This window comes from Halomonas sp. 111 (assembly GCF_052379685.1).
GTDB lineage: Bacteria > Pseudomonadota > Gammaproteobacteria > Pseudomonadales > Halomonadaceae > Vreelandella > Vreelandella citrativorans.
This window is the reverse complement of sequence record NZ_JBQSYV010000010.1, coordinates 38,134-56,534: the sequence shown is the minus strand read 5'-3', so window position 1 is coordinate 56,534 and position 18,401 is coordinate 38,134. Positions and strand designations below refer to the sequence as shown.

Annotated in this window: 15 protein-coding genes and 1 pseudogene; 9 read left to right on the top strand and 7 right to left on the bottom strand. The window is 56.8% G+C overall.

Going from position 1 to position 18,401, the window contains the following annotated elements:
- Positions 1–131 precede the first annotated feature (131 nt).
- A complete protein-coding gene (locus tag ACT3T7_RS09275; RefSeq protein WP_444630841.1) occupies positions 132–1,079 on the bottom strand; it encodes a hydroxymethylglutaryl-CoA lyase in 948 nt (315 codons plus the stop codon).
- A gap of 10 nt (positions 1,080–1,089) precedes the next feature.
- Positions 1,090–2,295, bottom strand: a complete 1,206-nt coding sequence (locus ACT3T7_RS09270; protein WP_193056703.1) for a CaiB/BaiF CoA transferase family protein — start codon at positions 2,293–2,295, stop codon at positions 1,090–1,092.
- Between the two features lie 150 nt (positions 2,296–2,445).
- Here ACT3T7_RS09270 and ACT3T7_RS09265 point away from each other — a divergent pair, with 150 nt between their 5' ends.
- From ACT3T7_RS09265 to ACT3T7_RS09250, 4 genes and pseudogenes are all read left to right on the top strand, one after another.
- Positions 2,446–3,348, top strand: coding sequence for a LysR family transcriptional regulator (locus tag ACT3T7_RS09265; protein WP_193056704.1), 903 nt, complete (start codon positions 2,446–2,448; stop codon positions 3,346–3,348).
- Positions 3,349–3,750: 402 nt separating this feature from the next.
- Positions 3,751–4,638: pseudogene (locus ACT3T7_RS09260) on the top strand (TRAP transporter substrate-binding protein).
- Between the two features lie 57 nt (positions 4,639–4,695).
- Positions 4,696–5,235 carry a TRAP transporter small permease gene (locus ACT3T7_RS09255; RefSeq protein WP_444630840.1) on the top strand — a complete coding sequence of 180 codons (540 nt, stop codon included), beginning with the start codon at positions 4,696–4,698 and terminating at the stop codon, positions 5,233–5,235.
- Positions 5,232–6,527 carry a TRAP transporter large permease gene (locus ACT3T7_RS09250; protein ID WP_444630839.1) on the top strand — a complete coding sequence of 432 codons (1,296 nt, stop codon included), beginning with the start codon at positions 5,232–5,234 and terminating at the stop codon, positions 6,525–6,527. Before ACT3T7_RS09255 ends, ACT3T7_RS09250 begins: the two co-directional genes overlap by 4 nt.
- A gap of 78 nt (positions 6,528–6,605) precedes the next feature.
- Here ACT3T7_RS09250 and ACT3T7_RS09245 read toward each other — a convergent pair whose 3' ends face one another.
- From ACT3T7_RS09245 to ACT3T7_RS09235, 3 genes are read right to left on the bottom strand one after another with little or no spacing between them, the layout of a single operon-like run.
- Positions 6,606–8,033 carry an FAD-binding oxidoreductase gene (locus ACT3T7_RS09245; protein WP_444630838.1) on the bottom strand — a complete coding sequence of 476 codons (1,428 nt, stop codon included), beginning with the start codon at positions 8,031–8,033 and terminating at the stop codon, positions 6,606–6,608.
- Entirely contained in the window at positions 8,030–9,334 is a 1,305-nt protein-coding gene (locus tag ACT3T7_RS09240; protein ID WP_444630837.1) for an L-fuconate dehydratase, read from the bottom strand. Before ACT3T7_RS09240 ends, ACT3T7_RS09245 begins: the two co-directional genes overlap by 4 nt.
- Before the next feature lie 35 nt (positions 9,335–9,369).
- Entirely contained in the window at positions 9,370–10,533 is a 1,164-nt protein-coding gene (locus ACT3T7_RS09235; protein WP_444630836.1) for a fumarylacetoacetate hydrolase family protein, read from the bottom strand.
- A gap of 314 nt (positions 10,534–10,847) precedes the next feature.
- Here ACT3T7_RS09235 and ACT3T7_RS09230 point away from each other — a divergent pair, with 314 nt between their 5' ends.
- The 5 genes from ACT3T7_RS09230 (at position 10,848) to nanR (ending at position 15,802) form a co-directional block, all read left to right on the top strand.
- A complete protein-coding gene (locus ACT3T7_RS09230; RefSeq protein ID WP_444630835.1) occupies positions 10,848–11,849 on the top strand; it encodes a sialic acid TRAP transporter substrate-binding protein SiaP in 1,002 nt (333 codons plus the stop codon).
- Positions 11,850–11,906: 57 nt separating this feature from the next.
- Positions 11,907–12,449 (top strand): TRAP transporter small permease, encoded by a 543-nt coding sequence (locus tag ACT3T7_RS09225; protein WP_444630834.1) that lies wholly within the window; start codon positions 11,907–11,909, stop codon positions 12,447–12,449.
- Positions 12,450–12,491: 42 nt separating this feature from the next.
- Positions 12,492–13,871, top strand: a complete 1,380-nt coding sequence (locus ACT3T7_RS09220) for a TRAP transporter large permease (protein ID WP_444630833.1) — start codon at positions 12,492–12,494, stop codon at positions 13,869–13,871.
- 55 nt (positions 13,872–13,926) lie between these two features.
- A complete protein-coding gene (locus ACT3T7_RS09215; protein WP_444630832.1) occupies positions 13,927–15,003 on the top strand; it encodes an Ldh family oxidoreductase in 1,077 nt (358 codons plus the stop codon).
- 76 nt (positions 15,004–15,079) lie between these two features.
- A complete protein-coding gene (gene nanR / locus ACT3T7_RS09210) occupies positions 15,080–15,802 on the top strand; it encodes a transcriptional regulator NanR (RefSeq protein WP_444630831.1) in 723 nt (240 codons plus the stop codon).
- An 11-nt stretch (positions 15,803–15,813) separates the two neighbouring features.
- Here the strand turns inward: nanR and ACT3T7_RS09205 are convergent, their stop codons facing one another.
- Positions 15,814–17,391, bottom strand: coding sequence for an aldehyde dehydrogenase (NADP(+)) (locus ACT3T7_RS09205; protein ID WP_444630830.1), 1,578 nt, complete (start codon positions 17,389–17,391; stop codon positions 15,814–15,816).
- An 11-nt stretch (positions 17,392–17,402) separates the two neighbouring features.
- A complete protein-coding gene (araD1, locus tag ACT3T7_RS09200; RefSeq protein ID WP_444630829.1) occupies positions 17,403–18,401 on the bottom strand; it encodes an AraD1 family protein in 999 nt (332 codons plus the stop codon).

The window sequence follows — 18,401 nt, the reverse complement described above, 5'->3', positions numbered from 1 at the left end:
TTATTTATTGTTGGCCAGCTTGCGGTGAAAATGTTGCTGTTGTGTGACGTTTGTATGGCGAAGTTGTGTCAGGTAATAGTTATATAGCTCTTTTGGCTAAAGGTCTCAATGTAGCCTGGGACTAGTGCCGTTCATTGTTGAATAGCGGATGCTGGCATCGCATAACGCCGTGTCGATTTACCCGCTTTCACCACCTGCCCCGGTACCTCATGGCCGATAAGCTCGGGGAGAGTAGCGGCGACGTCAAGTAGGGCGTCCAGGTCAACACCGGTGTCCACGCCCATGGCTTCAAACATATGTACTAGATCCTCGGTGCATACGTTGCCGGTGGCGCCGGGGGCAAAGGGGCAGCCGCCCAGGCCGCCGAGTGCTGAGTCGAAGCGGGTAATCCCTGCCTGCCAGGCTGCCAGGGCATTGGCCAGGCCCATGCCGCGGGTGTTGTGAACATGTAGGGTAAACGGCGTTTCGGGCCAGCGCTCAAGCACCGCTTCACACAGACGTTTGACCTGAGCTGGGTTGGCCATGCCGGTGGTGTCGCACAGCGTGACACCCTGGATGCCCAGCGCAATCAGCTGTTCAACCAGTTCCAGTACCCGCGCTTCGGGCACTTCGCCTTCAAAAGGGCAGCCGAACGTGGTGGAGAGCGAGGCGTTGATAAACACGCCGCTGCCCTGAGTCACGTCCAAAATAGCCGCAAATTGTTCAAGAGATTGCTCGGGCGTCATGCGCAGGTTAGCAAGGCCGTGGCTATCGCTTGCCGACATCACCAGGTTGATCTCATCAACGTTGCAGGCAAGTGCGCGTTCTGCACCTTTTACGTTAGGTACCAGCACGGTGATGTCCACGCCTTCCCGGCGCTGAATGCCGGTAACAACGTCGGCGGCATCGCGCAGGTTGGGAATCGCCTTGGGGGAAGTAAACGACGTCGCTTCGATGCGCTTGAGGCCTGTCGTGGAGAGTGCGTCAATCCAGCGGATTTTGTCCTGTGTGGGTACAAAACGCGCTTCAATTTGCAGGCCGTCACGGGGGGCGACTTCATTGATTTCGATTCTCAAAGGGCAGGGTGATAACTGGCTCATAACAAACTCCTTAAATGATGCCTGCTTGGCGCAGTTTGGTGCGGGTTTCTTGATCGATACCCAGCTCGTCCAGTACGTCGTCGGTGTGTTGACCAAGGTTCGGGCCGCCATTGCCCAGGCGCCCGGGCGTGGCGCTTAGCTTGGGCAGTACGCCGGGCACTTTGAGCGGCTGGCCGTTGGGGCGGGTAAAGGTTTGGATCATCTCCCGCGCCAGGTAGTGGGGATCAAAGGCGATATCTTCAGCGGTGTAGGGGTAGCCGGCGGGCACCCGGGCATCGTCTAGGGCCTGTAGAATGGCGTCCCGCGGGCGTTCTAGCGTCCAGGCTTCAATGGCTGCATCAATCATGGTGGCTTGCTGGCTGCGCCCATCGTTATGGGCAAGCGCTGGGTCGCTTCCTAAATCCTCGCGGCCAATCACGCCCATCAAGCGTTTAAAGATGCTGTCGCCATTGCCAGCGATAAGCACGTAGTCGCCGTTCAGGCAGCGGTAGGCGTTTGAAGGCGTAATGCCGGGAAGGGCGCTGCCGCTGGGCTCGCGGACCTGGCCGCTGGCATCAAATTCCGGCAGCAGGCTTTCCATCATGGCAAATACTGATTCATACAGAGCGACATCAATTTCCTGGCCAAGGCCGCTGCGGTTTCGCTCTTGAAGGGCCAGCAAGGTGCCGATCACCGCGTAAAGGGCGGAAAGCGAGTCGCCGATGCTCACGCCCACCCGCACGGAGGGTTCGTCCGGCTGGCCGGTAAGGTAGCGCAGCCCGCCCATTGCTTCGCCAATTACGCCAAAGCCGGGCTTGTCGCGGTAGGGGCCGGTCTGCCCGTAACCTGAGATATGCACCATGATCAGCCGTGGGTTGAGGGCTGATAACGCTTCCCAACCCAGCCCCCAGCTCTCCAGCGTGCCGGGGCGAAAATTCTCCACGACAACGTCTGCCTCGGCAGTAAGTTGGCGCACCAAGGCCTGGCCCTCTTCGCTGCGTAAGTCCAGCGCCACTGAGCGCTTGTTGCGGGTTTGCACGTGCCACCAGAGCGAGGTGCCGTCTTCAATCATTCGCCATTTGCGAAGTGGGTCGCCGGTGCCGGGCGGCTCAATCTTGATCACGTCAGCGCCAAATTCACCCAGCAGTTTGGTGGCGAAGGGGCCGGCAATCAGCTGGCCTAGCTCAAGCACTTTTAGGTCCTGCAAGGGAAGCTTGCGCGCTTCAGGAGCATTCATTAAGGCTCTCCTCTACTTGTCGTTATTCGTAGTGAGCGCCAGCATGGGGCAGCCGTTTTGGGTCGACAATTAGGCAATGGGTAACAAAGGGTTCGTGGCTGGCGAAGGTATGCGTTAGCATAAGCAGACTGTTGGTTAAGAGATGTGATCATGCGCCGCTTCGACTTTGTCACCCTCAAGCTGTTTATTTCTGTGGCAGATGAAGGACGCCTGACGGCAGCGGCCGAGCGTGAGCATTTAGCGCTTGCTGCGGTGAGTAAGCGGATTAGCGACCTTGAGGCGCTGGTAGGGACCACGCTGCTGTATCGCCGCCCCAGAGGCGTTGAGCTAACCCCCGCAGGCCAGGCGTTTCTGCACCACGCCCGGCGCATCATGGATAATATCGAGCGCCTGGAAGCAGAGCTAAGTGAATATGGCGAAGGGGTGCGCGGCCATGTGCGCATCCACTCCAACACCTCGGCCATTATTGCGTTTCTTCCCCAGGATCTCAGCACTTTCTCTTGCCACTACCCCGATATTAAAATCGACCTGCAGGAGCGGGTGAGTAGCGAAATTGTGGCCGCCGTGCGCGATGGATTGACCGATATCGGCATCTTCGCGGGGCATGTCGCGGCACCTGACCTTCAACAGCTTTCATACCGGAATGACCGGCTGGTATTGGTAACGCCTGGCAATCACTCGCTGGCGGCGCGTGAAAGTATTGCCTTCAATGAGGCGCTCGACTTCGATTTTATCGGCCTCCAGCAGGATGCCTCGCTGCAGGCGCTGCTGCATGAACAAGCCAATATTGCTGACAAGGCGTTACGGATGCGCATTCAAGTGCGTAGCTTCGATGCCATTTGCCGCATGATTCATCACGGGATGGGCGTGGGCATACTGCCTGAAAAGACCATCTATCGTGAATTGGGGGATCTGGAGTTAAACAGTATTCCGCTTAGCGACCCCTGGGCGCAGCGCGAGCTGGTGATCGGTATGCGCCGCTACGCCACGCTACCGGCCACTGCCCGTCATTTGGTCGATCATCTGGTTAAGGCTGAAACGACGTCTTCTTAAAGGCTACGCGTCCTCCTCCGGGTTCGCGTTTGGAGAAAGCTCATTAACATTCTGAGCCCTCCCTTATCGACTGGCCCTGAACAAACCTGGCTAACGACTGCTGATGCCTCTCCATCTTTAGTCGTATGCTATTTTACAAGAGCCCTCAAACACCCGCTGTCATGGAGTCTCCAGCCATCGTATTTTGCGAAGTCAGCCTTCTCGAACGTCGATTTGAGCGTATCGGCGGCTTGTTTCAAGATCGATAGAACAACATCGCACCATTCTGCCTATAACGACAAATTGAGAGAGTACATCTCATGCAAAAATCACTACTTGCCACGCACGCTCACTGCATTAGGCATTTTAGCGGTTGCTCCCTTCGCGCTGGCCAACCCGATTGAAATTCAAGTTAACAACACCATGAGTGAAGGCGGCTCTGAAAGTGCTGCGGTTGAACGCTTTGCGGAGTACCTGGAAGAGCAGGCGCCGGGGCGCTTCAACGTGCGGCCTTTCCTGGCGGGTTCCCTGGGCGGTGAAGATTCCGTACTGGAGCTGCTCAACCTGGGCCAGACCCAGCTTTCACTCACCGGTGGCAACTGGCGCCAGCAATATGCGCCGGAGTACGACGCCATTACCGTGCCTTTCCTGTTCACGACCTAAGATGAGGTAGATAGCTATATCGATAGCCCATCGGGCCAAACGCTGATTGAGCAGGCAGAACAGCAGGGCGGCCTCAAGTTTCTGGGGGTTCAGCACCGTGGCCCGCGCCATATGACTGCCAATAAAGAGATTCATACGCCAGAAGATTTGCAAGGCTTCCGGCTACGTCTGCCGTCATTGCCGATCTGGCTAGAAGTTTGGGAAGAACTGGGCGCGCAGGTGGTGAACGTGCCCGCGCCGGAAATCTATCTCGCCATGCAGACCCGCCAGGTTGATGGCCATGAAAACTCCCTCTCTTCGCCCTACACGCGGCGCCTGTGGGAAGTGCAGGACTACCTCATTACCACCAGCCACGTGCAGTTCCCCTGGAGCTGGGTTGCCAGCGCGCGTTGGTGGGACGGTTTGGAGGAAGAGGATCAGGCGCTGATTTCTGAGGCGGTTGATGTCGCTCGTGCCTACGGCACCGAGCAGGAGCTCGAACTGGATGATTACTACCTGGATGCCCTTCAAGAAGAGGGTATGACGGTCGTCCAGCCGGATACTGAAGCCTTTCGTGAAGCGGCCATGCCCGCCATTGATCGTGTGCTGTCAGAAATGGCCGACGGTGTACGCGACGACGCAATCAGCGCGAGCCAAGTAAGCGACTGATCATCATTAGGTGGCGGCATGATGATGCCGCCACCGTCTTAGGTAAGGAGTTATCTTGTGGATGGAGCACTGCCACCCGCAAACGGAGCCGATCGTTTGGCTTTTTATGTCCTGCGCTATGTCACTCGCCTATGCGATGCCTTGGGTGTCGCGTTATTGGTTGGTATTTTAGGCTTGGTCGTGGCCGCCGTGGTTGCCCGCGACCTGCTCAACTGGGGCATGCCCTGGAGCGAGGAAGTCGTCTCGCTACTGGCTATTTACGCTATTGGTTTCGGCTCGATCTCCGCCTGGGTACGTAGCGACCATCTGGTCGTGGACCTGTTTAGCCACCGGCTTGGTGCGCTGGGCCATCAAGTGCAGTATCGGCTGACGGCCATTATCTCCGTTGGTTTTTTTGTACTGGCGAGCTGGGGCGCCTGGATCATGTCCGATATGAGCGCCAATAATAAAACGGTCTCGTTGAGTATCAGCTTCTCCTATCTCTATTACGGCTTGTTATTCAGTTTTGTTGCCATGGCGCTGATCGCCACTTGGCAAACCTTACGCGGTCCCGTTACGTGGTTGAATAAGCCCGCACACGAGGAGATAACGCCATGATGGAACTTGCGATATTCGTCGGCGGGCTGCTGCTGTTAATGATGATCGGCCTGCCCGTGGTGGTGTCGATTGGGGTTACCTCGTTTATTGCGCTGGCGGTAACCGGAGCTGGCGGTTTGCCGGTTGAGCTGCTTTCGCTGCGCATGGTGCAAACGCTTAATAATTTCACCTTGATGGCGATTCCGTTGTTTATCCTGGCGGCCAATATCATGAACCTGGGCTCGACCACCACCCGAATATTTGATTTTGCGACGGCTTTGGTGGGCTTTACCAAAGGTGGGCTAGGCCACGCCAACGTAGTGGCGAGTTCTATCTTTGCCACCATGTCCGGCACGGCGGTGGCTGATGCCGCAGGGCTTGGCAGTATCGAAATCAAGGCGATGAAAGAGCGCGGCTATGCCTTGGACTATACGACCGGAATTACCGCGGCATCGAGCGTGGTTGGCCCGATTCTGCCGCCGAGTATTGCGCTGGTGGTTTACGGCTGGCTCGCCAATGTAAGTATCGGCGGGCTCTTTATGGCGGGGTTGGTGCCGGGTATTTTAATGGCGCTACTGCTCATGGGCATGACCGTTTTACTCGGCGCCACAGGGAAAGTCGTGATGCCTGCTCCCGTACCGTTTGATGCAGCTGAAGTCGTACGAACCGGTAAGCGGGCTATTTTACCCTTGATGATGCCTGCAATCATCGTTGGCGGTATTTGGGGCGGCTTCTTCACGCCGACAGAAGCCGGCGCGATTGCCTCGCTGTATGCGGTGATACTGGGCGGGGTGATCTATCGCGACTTGAGCTGGAAGAGCCTGTACGATGCGTTTCGGCGTACGTTGATGTTCAGCGCGGTCATTCTGCTGATCATTGCGGTATCAAGTTTTTATGGCTGGATTCTGGTGCGTATGGGCATTCCTCAGGCGCTGGCTGGTCAAGTGGCCAGTATCGATATGCCCACTATTGCGCTGCTGCTCTGCTTTGCGCTGTTCTTCCTGCTGATCGGCTGCTTTATGTCGGTGATCGAAAGCATCCTGATTTTTACCCCCATTGTGGTACCTGCCGCGTTGAGTGCAGGCTTGGACCCGATACATTTCGGTATCGTGATGGTGATTACCCTCTCGGTCGGGGTCATTACGCCGCCGTTCGGTACGGTGTTGTTCATGATGGTGGGCATTACCCGGCTGCGTTACGGCCAGGTGGTCAAGGCGGTACTGCCGTTTTTGCTGCCTATTATAGCGACGATTCTGCTGTTGATTGCTGTGCCAGGATTGGCCACCTGGTTGCCTGGGGTGATGGGCTACTGAAAGATTGTGAATATTGATGAACGTACACCGCCCCGCAGGGTTAACCTGCGGGGCGGTGTACGTTTACGGTGGATGCTTTTAGGTAGAAGTGGTAGGCAGAATACGCCCCGGATTCATTAGCCCTTTCGGGTCGAACAGGTTTTTAACCCCGCTGATCAACTCCAGCTCGATAGGCGATAACCGTGCCAGGTAGGCTGCCTGCTTGGTGCGCCCAATGCCGTGTTCAGCGCTGATGCTGCCATGAAACTCATCAAGCACGTCAAAAAGCCGCTCTTCCAAGGCGTGCAGATGGGCTTTTTTATCTGCGTCAGGAAGCGTAGTGGGCGGCAAGATATTGAAGTGCAGATTGCCATCGCCCACGTGCCCGTAAGCGATGATTTCACACTCGGAAGAGGCGTTCATTACTACGTCACTGGCGCGGGTGACAAAGTCGGGAATGGCTGAGATGGGTATTGAGATATCGGTACGCAAATGCTCGCCGCGCCGCCGTTGGCCTTCCAGCATGCTTTCACGGAACTGCCACAGCTGCGCAGACTGGCTAGCGCTGGATGCCAGCGCCCCGTCAAGCACCAGCTCACGCTCCATACCGGTTTCCAGCAGTTGCTCCAGCATGGCGCCTAGATCCACTGGTCCCGTGGCCGCGACTTCCATCAATACGTACCAGGGGTAAGCGCTTTCCAGCGGGTCGCGTAGCTCGGGCGTTGCCTCTATCGCAAGCTCAATGCAGCGGCGGGGGATGAGCTCAAAGGCGGTTAGCAAGTCGCAGCAGTCGCGTCGCGCTAAACCATATAGATCGATCACCGCTTGTACCGATGGCAGGCCGAGCAGGGCGGTGCGGTTCTGGGTAGGTCGAGGCGAGAGTTTGAGTACAGCACCCGTGACAATTCCCAGCGTGCCTTCACTGCCCAGAAACAGCTGTTGAAGGTCGTAACCGCGGTTGTCCTTATGCAGAGCATTCAGGCTATCCAGCACGCGTCCATCCGGCAGCACGACCTCAAGGCCGAGCACCAGCTCACGCATCATGCCGTAGCGCAGCACGTTGAGCCCGCCTGCGTTAGTGGCGATATTGCCGCCAATCTGGCAGCTGCCCTGGGCGCCGAGTGAAAGCGGAAATTCGCAGTCATGCTCAAAAGCGGCCAGCTTGACGTTTTCAAGGATACAGCCCGCATCTACCGTGATGGTGAAGTTGATCGGATCAATGGCGCGCACGCTATTTAACCGCTCCAGGCTGATTACCAGCTCCTGACCGCTTGCGGCGGGCAAGGCGCCTGCCACCAGGCCGCTGTGGCCGCCCTGGGGCGTCATCGCGACACCTTGTGCATAGCAGCGCCTGACGACCTCAGCGACTTCTGTTGTATCAGTCGGGCGTGCTACGGCCAGCGGCATGCCCAGTGTATCGCCCGCCCAGTCGCTTACGTAGCGCGCCATGGCCTCCGGCTCGCGCAGCAGGCCACGCTCGCCAAGCAGGCTGGTGAGTTCATTTAGAAAGGTATTAGTGTCTGTCATTGGTCCGCTTCCTGCCAAGCAGCACCCTCTGGGTAGCGATGCTGTGCCTGAGACTGCGCGTGCATGGCAATGCTGTAGCCAGGTGCCTCGGGTACCTGATAGCGGCCATGATTGATCACTACCGGGTCGATAAAGTGCTCGTGGAGATGATCCACGTACTCAAGCACACGCCCTTCAAGCTCGCCGGATACCGCGATGTAGTCAAACAGCGAGATGTGCTGGGTGTATTCGCACAACCCAACGCCGCCGCCATGCGGGCAAACCGGTACGCCGAACTTGGCGGCCATCAGCACGACTAAAATCACTTCATTGAGGCCTCCCAGGCGGGCAGCGTCCAGCTGGCAGTAGTCAATGGCGTCCGCCTGGAAGAACTGCTTGAACATCACTTTGTTGTGGCAGTGTTCGCCGGTGGCGACTCCAATAGGCGCGACGCGATGGCGGATCTCTGCGTGACCCAGAATATCGTCGGGGCTGGTGGGTTCTTCGATCCACAGCGGATCAAACTCAGCCAGGCGACGCATCTTGGTGACTGTCTCGTCGACCTCCCACACTTGGTTAGCGTCCATCATCAGCACGTTGTCCCAACCGATCTCTTCTCGCAGTAGCGCTGCACGGCGGGCATCCTCTTCAATATCGCCGCCAATTTTTTGCTTAAAGTGGGTCCAGCCTTCTGCTAACGCTTCCCGGGCCAGGCTGCGTACTTTTTCATCGCTGTAACCTAGCCAGCCTGCGGAAGTGGTGTAGCCAGGGTAGCCATCGCGGCGCATTTCGGCCTCACGCGCCGCTTTGCCGGGAGCCTGGCGGCGCAGCAGGCAAATCGCCTCTTCAGGCGTTAGCGCATCGGTAACAAAGCGGAAATCAAGGCAGCGCACCAGCTGCTCTGGGGTCATATCCACCAGCAATTTCCATACCGGCTTGCCTTCGCGTTTTGCCCACATATCCCACACGGCGTTGACGATGGCGGCGGTTGCCAAGTGAATCGCACCTTTATCAGGGCCAATCCAGCGCAGCTGACTGTCGCCGGTGAGCTCGCGCCAGAACGCACCCATATTGTCGGTAATGGAGGAAAGCTCGCGGCCCTCGATCAGCGGGGCCAGGGAATGCACGGCGGTGACCACAATCTCGTTACCCCGGCCAATGGTAAAGGTTAAGCCATGGCCTTCCGGGCTTTCGTCATCGGTATGCAGGATGACATAGGTGGCTGAGTAATCCGGTGCGGCATTCATGGCATCAGAGCCATCGAGCGAGCGCGAGGTGGGGAAACGGATATCCTGGATATCAATGTGTGTAATTGTTGTCATTGCTCTCTCCTAGTGTGATTTAAAAAGTGAAAAGATCAGCGGCGGGCCAAGTGACGCATCAGTTCGCGAATGCCGTAGGTCCAGGGCGGCAACTGATCGCTTCTGCCCACCGGGTTCACCAGGGAGCCCAAGGCTGGGGTAGAAATAGTGACGCGATCACCTAGGTGGTGAGTAAAGCCCTGGCCTTTGCCATCGCGGTCTTTGATAGGGGAGAACATCGTACCCAGAAACAGCATGAAACCATCCGGGTACTGGTGGTGATCACCGATGGTTTGGCGTACCAGGTCCAGCGGGTCGCGGCTGATTTCACGCATATCGCTCTCGCCTTGAAGCAGGAAGTCGTCATCCTCGCCTTCAATACGCAGTGAGACTTGGCAGTTGCGCACGCTATCGATAGTAAAGTGGTCATCAAACAAGCGAATAAACGGACCGATCGAGCAGGAGGCGTTGTTATCTTTCGCTTTGCCAAGCAGTAGAGCGCTGCGCCCTTCAACGTCGCGCAAGTTGACATCATTGCCCAAGGTGGCGCCGCGTACCTGACCGCGGCTGTCCACGGCCAGCACGATTTCGGGCTCAGGATTATTCCACTCCGAGGAGGCATGCAACCCCACTGGCGCACCAAAGCCTACCGAGGAAAGCGGCTGTGCTTTGGTAAACACTTCCGCATCGGGGCCGATACCTACTTCCATATATTGTGACCAGCCACCGCGCGCCTGAAGCGCTGTCTTAAGCGCCATGGCCTCTTCAGACCCGGGGGCAATCTTGGAAAGGTCGGTGCCAATCAGTGCCTGCAGGTCATCCCGCAGCGCAACGGCTTTAGCCGGATCGCCGCCCGCCTGCTCCTCGATTACCCGCTCCAGTAGGCTGACGGCGAAGGTGACGCCGCAAGCTTTAACAGCCTGAACATCGCAAGGGGCGAGCAGGTAGGGCGCTTGTGGTTGAGCCAGTTGGGAATTCGCCAGCAGCGTCTCGATGCTGCCCAACGATGCACCCTCTGCGCGTTGCACCACCTCCAGCACATCGTCGCGTTCCAGTAGGTCAGCCATGGTAGGGCCAAACTCTGTAATATCGATGATGTTGCCCTCGTGCACTGTGACCAATGCGGGACCCGGGTGTGTGCCATCCAGCCATACGCGGCCCACGAGCAGGGCATTATCCAAGTCGGTGGGAAGAGTATCAGTCAGTGATAGTGGTTGCATGAGCGTCTCCTGGTTGCCAGGCGACCGGCAGCTCATGCCTTGTCGCCTATGTTGTTATAGATGGTTGTAATAGGTGTTGCTCTGTATGACAGGTATACCAGAACATGACTTACTCTAGCGCACCGCTACATTTCGGGTCGATAGGCAAATCTGTTTAGATGAAGGTAGTTGCGCAATTGAAGGCCACCAGCTAGGTTTTAAACTGCTGGTATGATACGTATACAGCAAGATGATCGGTTACATCCGCTATTGCTATTCGCAAGTGCTACTCGCAAATAACCAACAATAAATCTAATGGTTGTGAGGAAAATAAGATGCGCTACAAAAGCCAATACCACCTAGCCATGTCTCGCCTGTTAACCGCTACGCTAATCGCTGCAGGTATCAACGTGGCCGGTGCGGTACAGGCCGCCGAGAACCTGCGTTTTGCCCACGTTTATGAAACGTCGGAACCTTTCCATAAGTGGGCACTGTGGGCGGCGGATGAAATTGAAGAGCGCACCGATGGCCGTTACACCATGGAGGTATACGCCGCTTCTTCTTTGGGTAAAGAGGAAGATATTAACGAAGGGCTTGGGCTAGGTACGGTGGATGTCATTTATACCGGCACGCAGTTTGCTGGCCGCGGTTATGGGCCAATCGGTATTGCGGGGGCTGCGTATATGTTCCGTGATTTTGATCACTGGCAGGCCTTTGCTGACAGTGACCTGTTTCAGGAAATTGCCCGGGGCTACCAGGATGCAACCGGGAACGTGCCATTGACGCTCAATTATTATGGCGAACGCCATGTAACGTCGAATGCGCCGATCAATACACCCGAGGATATGGCAGGCCTCAAAATACGTGTGCCCAACGCGCCGATGTACATGATGATGCCTAACGCAGTAGGCGCTAACCCCACCCCGATTGCTTTCGATGAAGTCTACCTGGCCCTGCAGCAAGGCGTGGTTGACGCGCAGGAAAATCCGCTGCCAACCATTCGCGCCAAGGCGTTTCATGAGGTACAGGATTACATCAATCTGACCGGCCATATTACTGATTCGCTGATCACGATCGTAGGTGGACCGCGGTGGAACCAACTGAGCGAAGAGGATCAGGAAATATTCCGCGAGGTATTCCAGGAAGCCGCTGAGAACAACACCCAAGATATCCTGCAGGCTGAGGCAGAGCTGGTCGCCTGGTTTGAAGAGCAGGGTAATACCATCAACGAAGTGGATCGCGACATCTTCCGTGAGGCCGTTGTACCCGCTCATAACGGCGATGCCGCCACCTGGGATCAGGAAACCTATGATCGCCTACAGGCTATCGGCCAATAATCCAACCTCAGCGAGCACTTCGCTAACTTTTTAGCGAAGTGTCTGGAGTATTGTGCCATGAGTGACGCACGCGAAGATGCACCGCCCAGCATTGATCCGATGGTGGATTTTGAATCCGCCTTTGAAGATGCCCCCTTCAAACTGAGTGATTATCGAATTGAAGACTTTGTGACCCTGACGCTGTTCTGGGCACTTATTCTGGTGGTCTTCGCTCAGTTTTTTAGCCGCTATGTGCTGGGCAGTTCTATCGGCTGGACCGAGGAAATTGCCCGTTATCTGCTGATTGGGGTTGGCTTTTTGGGCAGCGTAATGGCCGCCCGCAACGGCAGCCACATCCTGGTGGAGTTCTTCTACCATTACATGCCGGAGTGGCAGGCACGCTTACTGGAGCGCCTAGTGGGCCTGGTAAGCCTTGGCTTTTATATAGCAATGGCGTGGATCGCCTATCAACTGGCAGCACGTACCAATAGCCTGATGGTATCGGTCGACCTGCCCAAGAGCATCATCTATTTCACGGTTTGTGCGGCATTTTTATTAATGGCGCTACGTACCATCCAGCGGCTTTATCTGAGGTGCCGGGATCGTACCGATGTCGCTTGAAAAGTGGTATCCCGTTATGCCATTTTTATCGAGAGGCCTGCTATGTCCCGAATCTCCATGATGCGCTGGCAAAAACCGTTAGTGTCGCCGCTGCTCTCGGCACTGGCCGTGCTGGGTTGCGTGATATTACCGCTGATGGGCTATGACCTCGGCTTCTTGTTTTTCGCATTATTCACCATGTTGGTGCTCGGGGTCCCCATTGCGATTAGCTTGGCGGGCGCCTGCTTGATGTTTGTACTGATCACCGGTCAGGTACCCAATATCGTCATAGCGCACCGCATGATCAACGGCATCGACAGCTTTCCACTGCTGGCCATTCCGTTTTTTATCTTTGCTGGCAGCCTGATGAATAACGGCGGCATCACGGAGCGGATTTTCAATTTTGCTAAGGCCCTGATGGGCTGGATGCGCGGTGGGCTGGGGCACGTGAACGTGGGCGCCAGTATCGTGTTCTCTGGAATGTCAGGGGCGGCCGTGGCGGATGCCGGTGGCCTTGGCATGATTGAAGTGAAGGCGATGAAAGATGCGGGCTACGATGAGGAGTTTGCGGTGGGTATTACCGCGGCCTCATCCACCATCGGGCCGATTATCCCGCCGAGTTTACCCATGGTCATTTACGGCGTTATGGCCTCAGCCTCTGTGGGCCAGCTGTTTGCCGCCGGGTTAATTCCTGGGCTGTTAATGGGGGGGATGTTAATGCTGATGATCTTTATCATCTCGCGCCGGCGGGGCTATCAGCGTGACGCGATATTTTCGATGCGCGTGCTTGGGCATACCTTTAAGCGGGCTTTTCTATCCTTAATGACGCCCGTCATTATCGTGGGCGGTATTATCACCGGTGCTTTTACCCCTACCGAGGCGGCGGTCGCTGCTGTGTTTTATGCGCTGATACTGGGAGTAGTGGTTTACCGCACCCTGACCTGGCGGAAATTGTTAAAAGTCAGTATGGAAACCATCGAGACAACCGCGGTAATCCTGTTCATTGTCTCTTCAGCATCGATATTTGCCTGGATACTCACTAGCAATCAGGTTACCCAGAACGTGATTGCCTTAATGGGGCCCTTTGCCGATAGCAAACTCGCCGTACTGATGATGGCCAACATTGTACTCATCATTGTCGGCTGCTTTATGGAAACTATTGCCGCGATCACCATCCTGGTGCCGGTCCTGTTGCCCATGGCGGTTGCCGTCGGTGTTGATCCCGTTCATTTTGGCGTGATTATGGTGCTCAACCTGATGATCGGCCTGTTGACGCCGCCGGTGGGAATGGTGCTCTACGTACTTTCCCGAGTATCCAATGTCAGCTTTGAGCGCTGCATGCGAGGAACCATTCCGTTCCTGATTCCGCTGGTGATCTGCTTGTTATTAGTGACCTTTATTCCGGCTATTTCCATGTGGCTTCCCACGCTGATATACCGTTGAGCACGACCGGCTGATTAGCCGTTAACAACAATATTAGGCTTTGGAGTATTGTTTGATGACCGATACGTCATTGGATTTTCGCGTTACCCGTGAGGATTTAACGCGCTTTATGCAAGCGGCACTTGTGGCTGCTGGCGCCAATCAAGCATCTGCAGATGCCGTGAGCCGAGCGTTGGTAACCGCTTCACGCATGGGTACAGATAGCCACGGGTTACGTCTATTGCCGCACTATTTACAGGCACTCAAAGGCGGACGTATCAACGGCGCGCCTGACATGGTGTTTCACCAGCGCTTGGCGGCAACGGGCTTTTTAGATGCCGATGATGGGCTAGGCCATTTGGCAGGCTACACCGCCATCGAGCAGGCCATGACGATGGCAGGCGAAGTGGGAGTGGGAGCTGTAGCGGTTGGTAACTCATCGCACTTTGGGGCAGCGGGATGCTATGCGTTGGCGGCGGCCGAGCGGGGCTACCTAGGCATGGCGTTCTGTAACTCGGACCCATTCGTGCTGCTGCATGACGGCGCCAAGCCTTTTCACGGCACTAACCCCATCGCTTTTGCTGCACCGGTGGCAGGGAGCGCGCCGTACCTGTTGGATATGGCGACCAGCTCGATTCCCTGGAACCGCGTGCGGCAGTTCGGGGCGATTGGTCGCGAGCTGCCGGATCAGGTTGCTGCTAATGCTGAAGGTAAGGTGAGCCGCGTGCCTAGCGAGGTTACAGCATTGCTGCCGTTAGGAGGCAGTAGCTTTGGGTTTAAAGGCGCAGGGCTTGGCGGCATGGTCGAGATACTTAGTTCGATGCTCTCGGGAATGCAGCACGGCTTCAAGCTTTTACCCATGGTCGGGCCGGATATGTCGACGCCACGTGGCGTGGGGCATTTCTTTTTAGCAATGAAACCCGATGCGTTTGTGGAAGAAGGCACGTTTGCACGCGGACTGGCTGAATATTTAGCGGATCTCCGGGCCCAGCCTGCTACACCAGACGCGCGGGTAATGGCGCCAGGTGATCGCGAATGGCGCTGTCAGGCGCAGCGCGATGTCGGCGGCATTCCACTGGATTCTGCCAATCAGTCGGCTTATGCAGAGATCGCCAAGCAGTACCAGCTAGCGCCGCTGTTTCGGCTCGATTGAAGGTACAGTTAAAGGATTGCAATGGGAAATGCAGTAAAGTGGCGGTGAATTCCAGGTTAATCAGGAGTGACTGCCTATGAGCAGATACCGGATCGAGCGTAAAACGTTGTCTGAACAGGTCGCCGAACAGCTCGAGGCAGAGATTCTTGAGGGGCGGCTAAGCGAAAATGATCAATTGCCTTCAGAACGGGAATTGATGGAGCAGTTTGGTGTGGGCAGACCCGCCGTGCGTGAAGCGCTGTTCCATTTGCAGCAGCTTGGGCTAATCGCGATCAACAGCGGTACGCGTGCCAGGGTGATCCGACCTACTGCCGAAGCCGTCATGGCGAGGCTTTCTGGCGTTACCCGACAATTGCTTTCCAAGCCTGATGGGCAGCAGTATTTTCAGGAAGCCCGGGCGATGTTCGAGATATCGCTGGCGCGTCATGCTGCGCGCCACGCAAGCGACGAGGATTTGATGCGATTGCGCGATGCGCTGTCAGACAATCGTGACGCTATTGGAGATGAGGCTCGTTTCAAGCGCTCCGATAACGACTTCCATGGCGTATTGGCGAGTATCGGCCGCAACCCGATCTTTGATGCTATTCACGTGGCGCTTTCTGAGTGGCTGGATGATCGACGCGCTTTGGTATTACAGCAAAAGGGTGAGGATAAGGCGGCCACTGCTGCTCATACTGAAATCATCGAAGCGATCGAGTCCCGGGACCCTGATGCGGCCGAGGCGGCCATGCGGCGCCACCTCGACCGTCACTACGGCACCTATAGGCAGCTTAAAAAACGCCTATCGGATGCTTCTTAACGTTGCTGGGGCTAGCCCTCACGTTTGCCATCGACCAGTCGTGAAACCTTAAAAGGATTATCGTCGCGCAATGCTTCTGGCAGTAAGCCAGCAGGCAGGTCCTGATAGCAGACGGGGCGCAGGAAGCGATAAATCGCGGCGCTGCCGACGGACGTGGTGCGGCTGTCGGACGTTGCCGGGAACGGTCCTCCATGCACCATCGCGTGACCCACTTCGACCCCGGTCGGCCAGCCATTGGCCAGGAGTCGGCCGGCGCGCTGCTCAAGCGTGGGAAGAAGTGATTTTGCGGCCTCCAGGTCGCCATCGTCCATTTGCAGGGTAATCGTCAGCTGACCTTCGAGCTGGTCGGCAACACGCTGCATCTCCCGCGTATCAGCGCACTCAATGACCAGCGAGGTAGCGCCGAAGATTTCGCCCTGAAGCGCGTCATTGTTAAGGAAGTCCTGAGCGCTGGCTACAAATAGCCCCGGTTGACAGCTATACGGGCCGCTACCTGACTGACCACGGGCTACTTCCTTGACGCTTGGTTGGCCCGAAAGGGCGGAGACACCGCTTTGATACGCCTCATGGATGCCGGGCGTCAGCATCGTTTGGGCGCCGCTGGCTTTAACGGCTTCCCCAGCGGTAGTGATAAACGCATCCAGGTCAGCGCCTTTAAGGCCAATGACCAGACCAGGGTTGGTGCAGAACTGACCCGCGCCCATATTCAGCGAGGCAACAAAGCCTTCGGCAATCTTGTTGCCGCGTGCTTTCAGCGCCTCGGGGAACAGGAATACCGGGTTGATGCTGCTCATCTCGGCATAAACGGGAATCGGCTCGGGACGCGCTTGGGCCGTCGCCATCAAGGCCATGCCGCCGCTGCGCGAGCCGGTAAAACCAACCGCTTTAATACGCGGGTCTGAGACCAGCGCCTGGCCAATATCGCGACCTGAGCCGAACAGCAGCGAAAACACCCCTTCCGGCATGTTGCACTTGGCCGCAGCGCGTTGAATAGCGCGGCCTATCAGCTCAGAAGTGCCGGGGTGGGCAGAGTGGCCCTTGACCACCACCGGGCAGCCTGCTGCCAGTGCCGAGGCGGTATCGCCCCCTGCTACGCTGAAAGCCAATGGGAAGTTGCTGGCACCGAACACGGCCACGGGGCCAAGCGGAATATGGCGCTGACGTAAGTCGGCACGCGGCATGGGTTGGCGATCAGGCTGGGCCGGGTCGTGGCGTAAATCCAGCCATTCGCCCGCACGTACTACCGAGGCGAACAGCCGCAGCTGACCGCAGGTCCGGCCTCGCTCGCCTTCAAGGCGCGCTTCAGGCAGGCCCGTTTCGGCCACGCCGCGCTGGGTCAGGTCAGCACCAATGGCCTCAATTTCTTCGGCAATGGTTTCCAGGAAGTGAGCGCGCGCTTCAAGTGAAGTTTCGCGGTATTGATCAAACGCCGCTTCGGCAAGCTGGCAGGCTTTTTCAACCTCGGCGCGGCTACCACCGGGGTAGCGCGGCTCCAGTGTCTCGCCGGTGGCCGGGTTAACGGCAACAATATCGGCTTGAGTACCGGTGACGGCCTGTTGACCGATAAGCAGTGTACCTTGCAGTGTCATGTAGCCTCCTGTTAAAGCGCGTTGACGATGGTTGTTTCGTGCTTGTGATTCGTTGGCATGCGTAGCGTGTTGCGTAGTGAGCGGCCAAAATCGTTAAGCGTGATCTCGAAACGATCACCATCGCGAGTTTGAATCTGATCGGCGAAGCTAAGAGTAGCCGTGCCGAAGAAGTGGACGTGGACATCGCCCGGTCGGCGAAAGCCTGCGTATTTGAAGTGGTGGTGCTCAAGATTGGCGAGGCTGTGGGCCATATTGGACTCACCGGTTAAAAACGGCTTTTCCCACAATGTTTGGCCATCGCGCACAATGCGGCTGGTGCCTTCAAGGTGGGCAGGCAACTCTCCGATCAACAGCTCTGGGCCAACGCTACAGGCGCGCAATTTAGAGTGCGCCAGCCATAGGTAGTTAAAGCGCTCAGTAACATGGTCGGAAAATTCGTTACCCACAGCGTAGCCAATCCGCCACGGAGTGCCATCGTCAGCCACAATATAGAGCCCCGCAAGCTCTGGTTCTTCACCAGCATCTTGGGCAAACGCGGGAGAAGGCATGTCTGCTTCCGGCGCGACGATACAGTCGCCATCGCCTTTATAGAACCATTCCGGCTGCGACCCTTCGGCGTTATCGGAAGGCTTTCCGCCTTCAACGCCGAGTTTGAACATACGCATGGAGTCGGTCAGTTCCTCCTCGGCCACTTGAGTTTTAGCATGCATGGCGGATCGCGTATCGGCACTGCCCAAGTGGGTGAGGCCGGTGCCGGTCACCAAGCAGTGGGCGGGGTCGGGATGCGTGAGCGGCGGTAGCAGGCGCTGCTCGTCGATTAGCGTTTGGTAATCAATCTGCGTGTCGCCAAGCCGTGATTTAATGGCTTGTTCAAGCGACTCCCCAGCGGCAATAGCGGCTTTAGCTAGCGCGTAAGTGCCGCCCTCGATGGCGATGGGGCGAACCGTCTGGGCATCCTCTACCAGAGCAACGTGAACTTGGTTCTGGTCAAGGTACTGAATCAAGCGCAT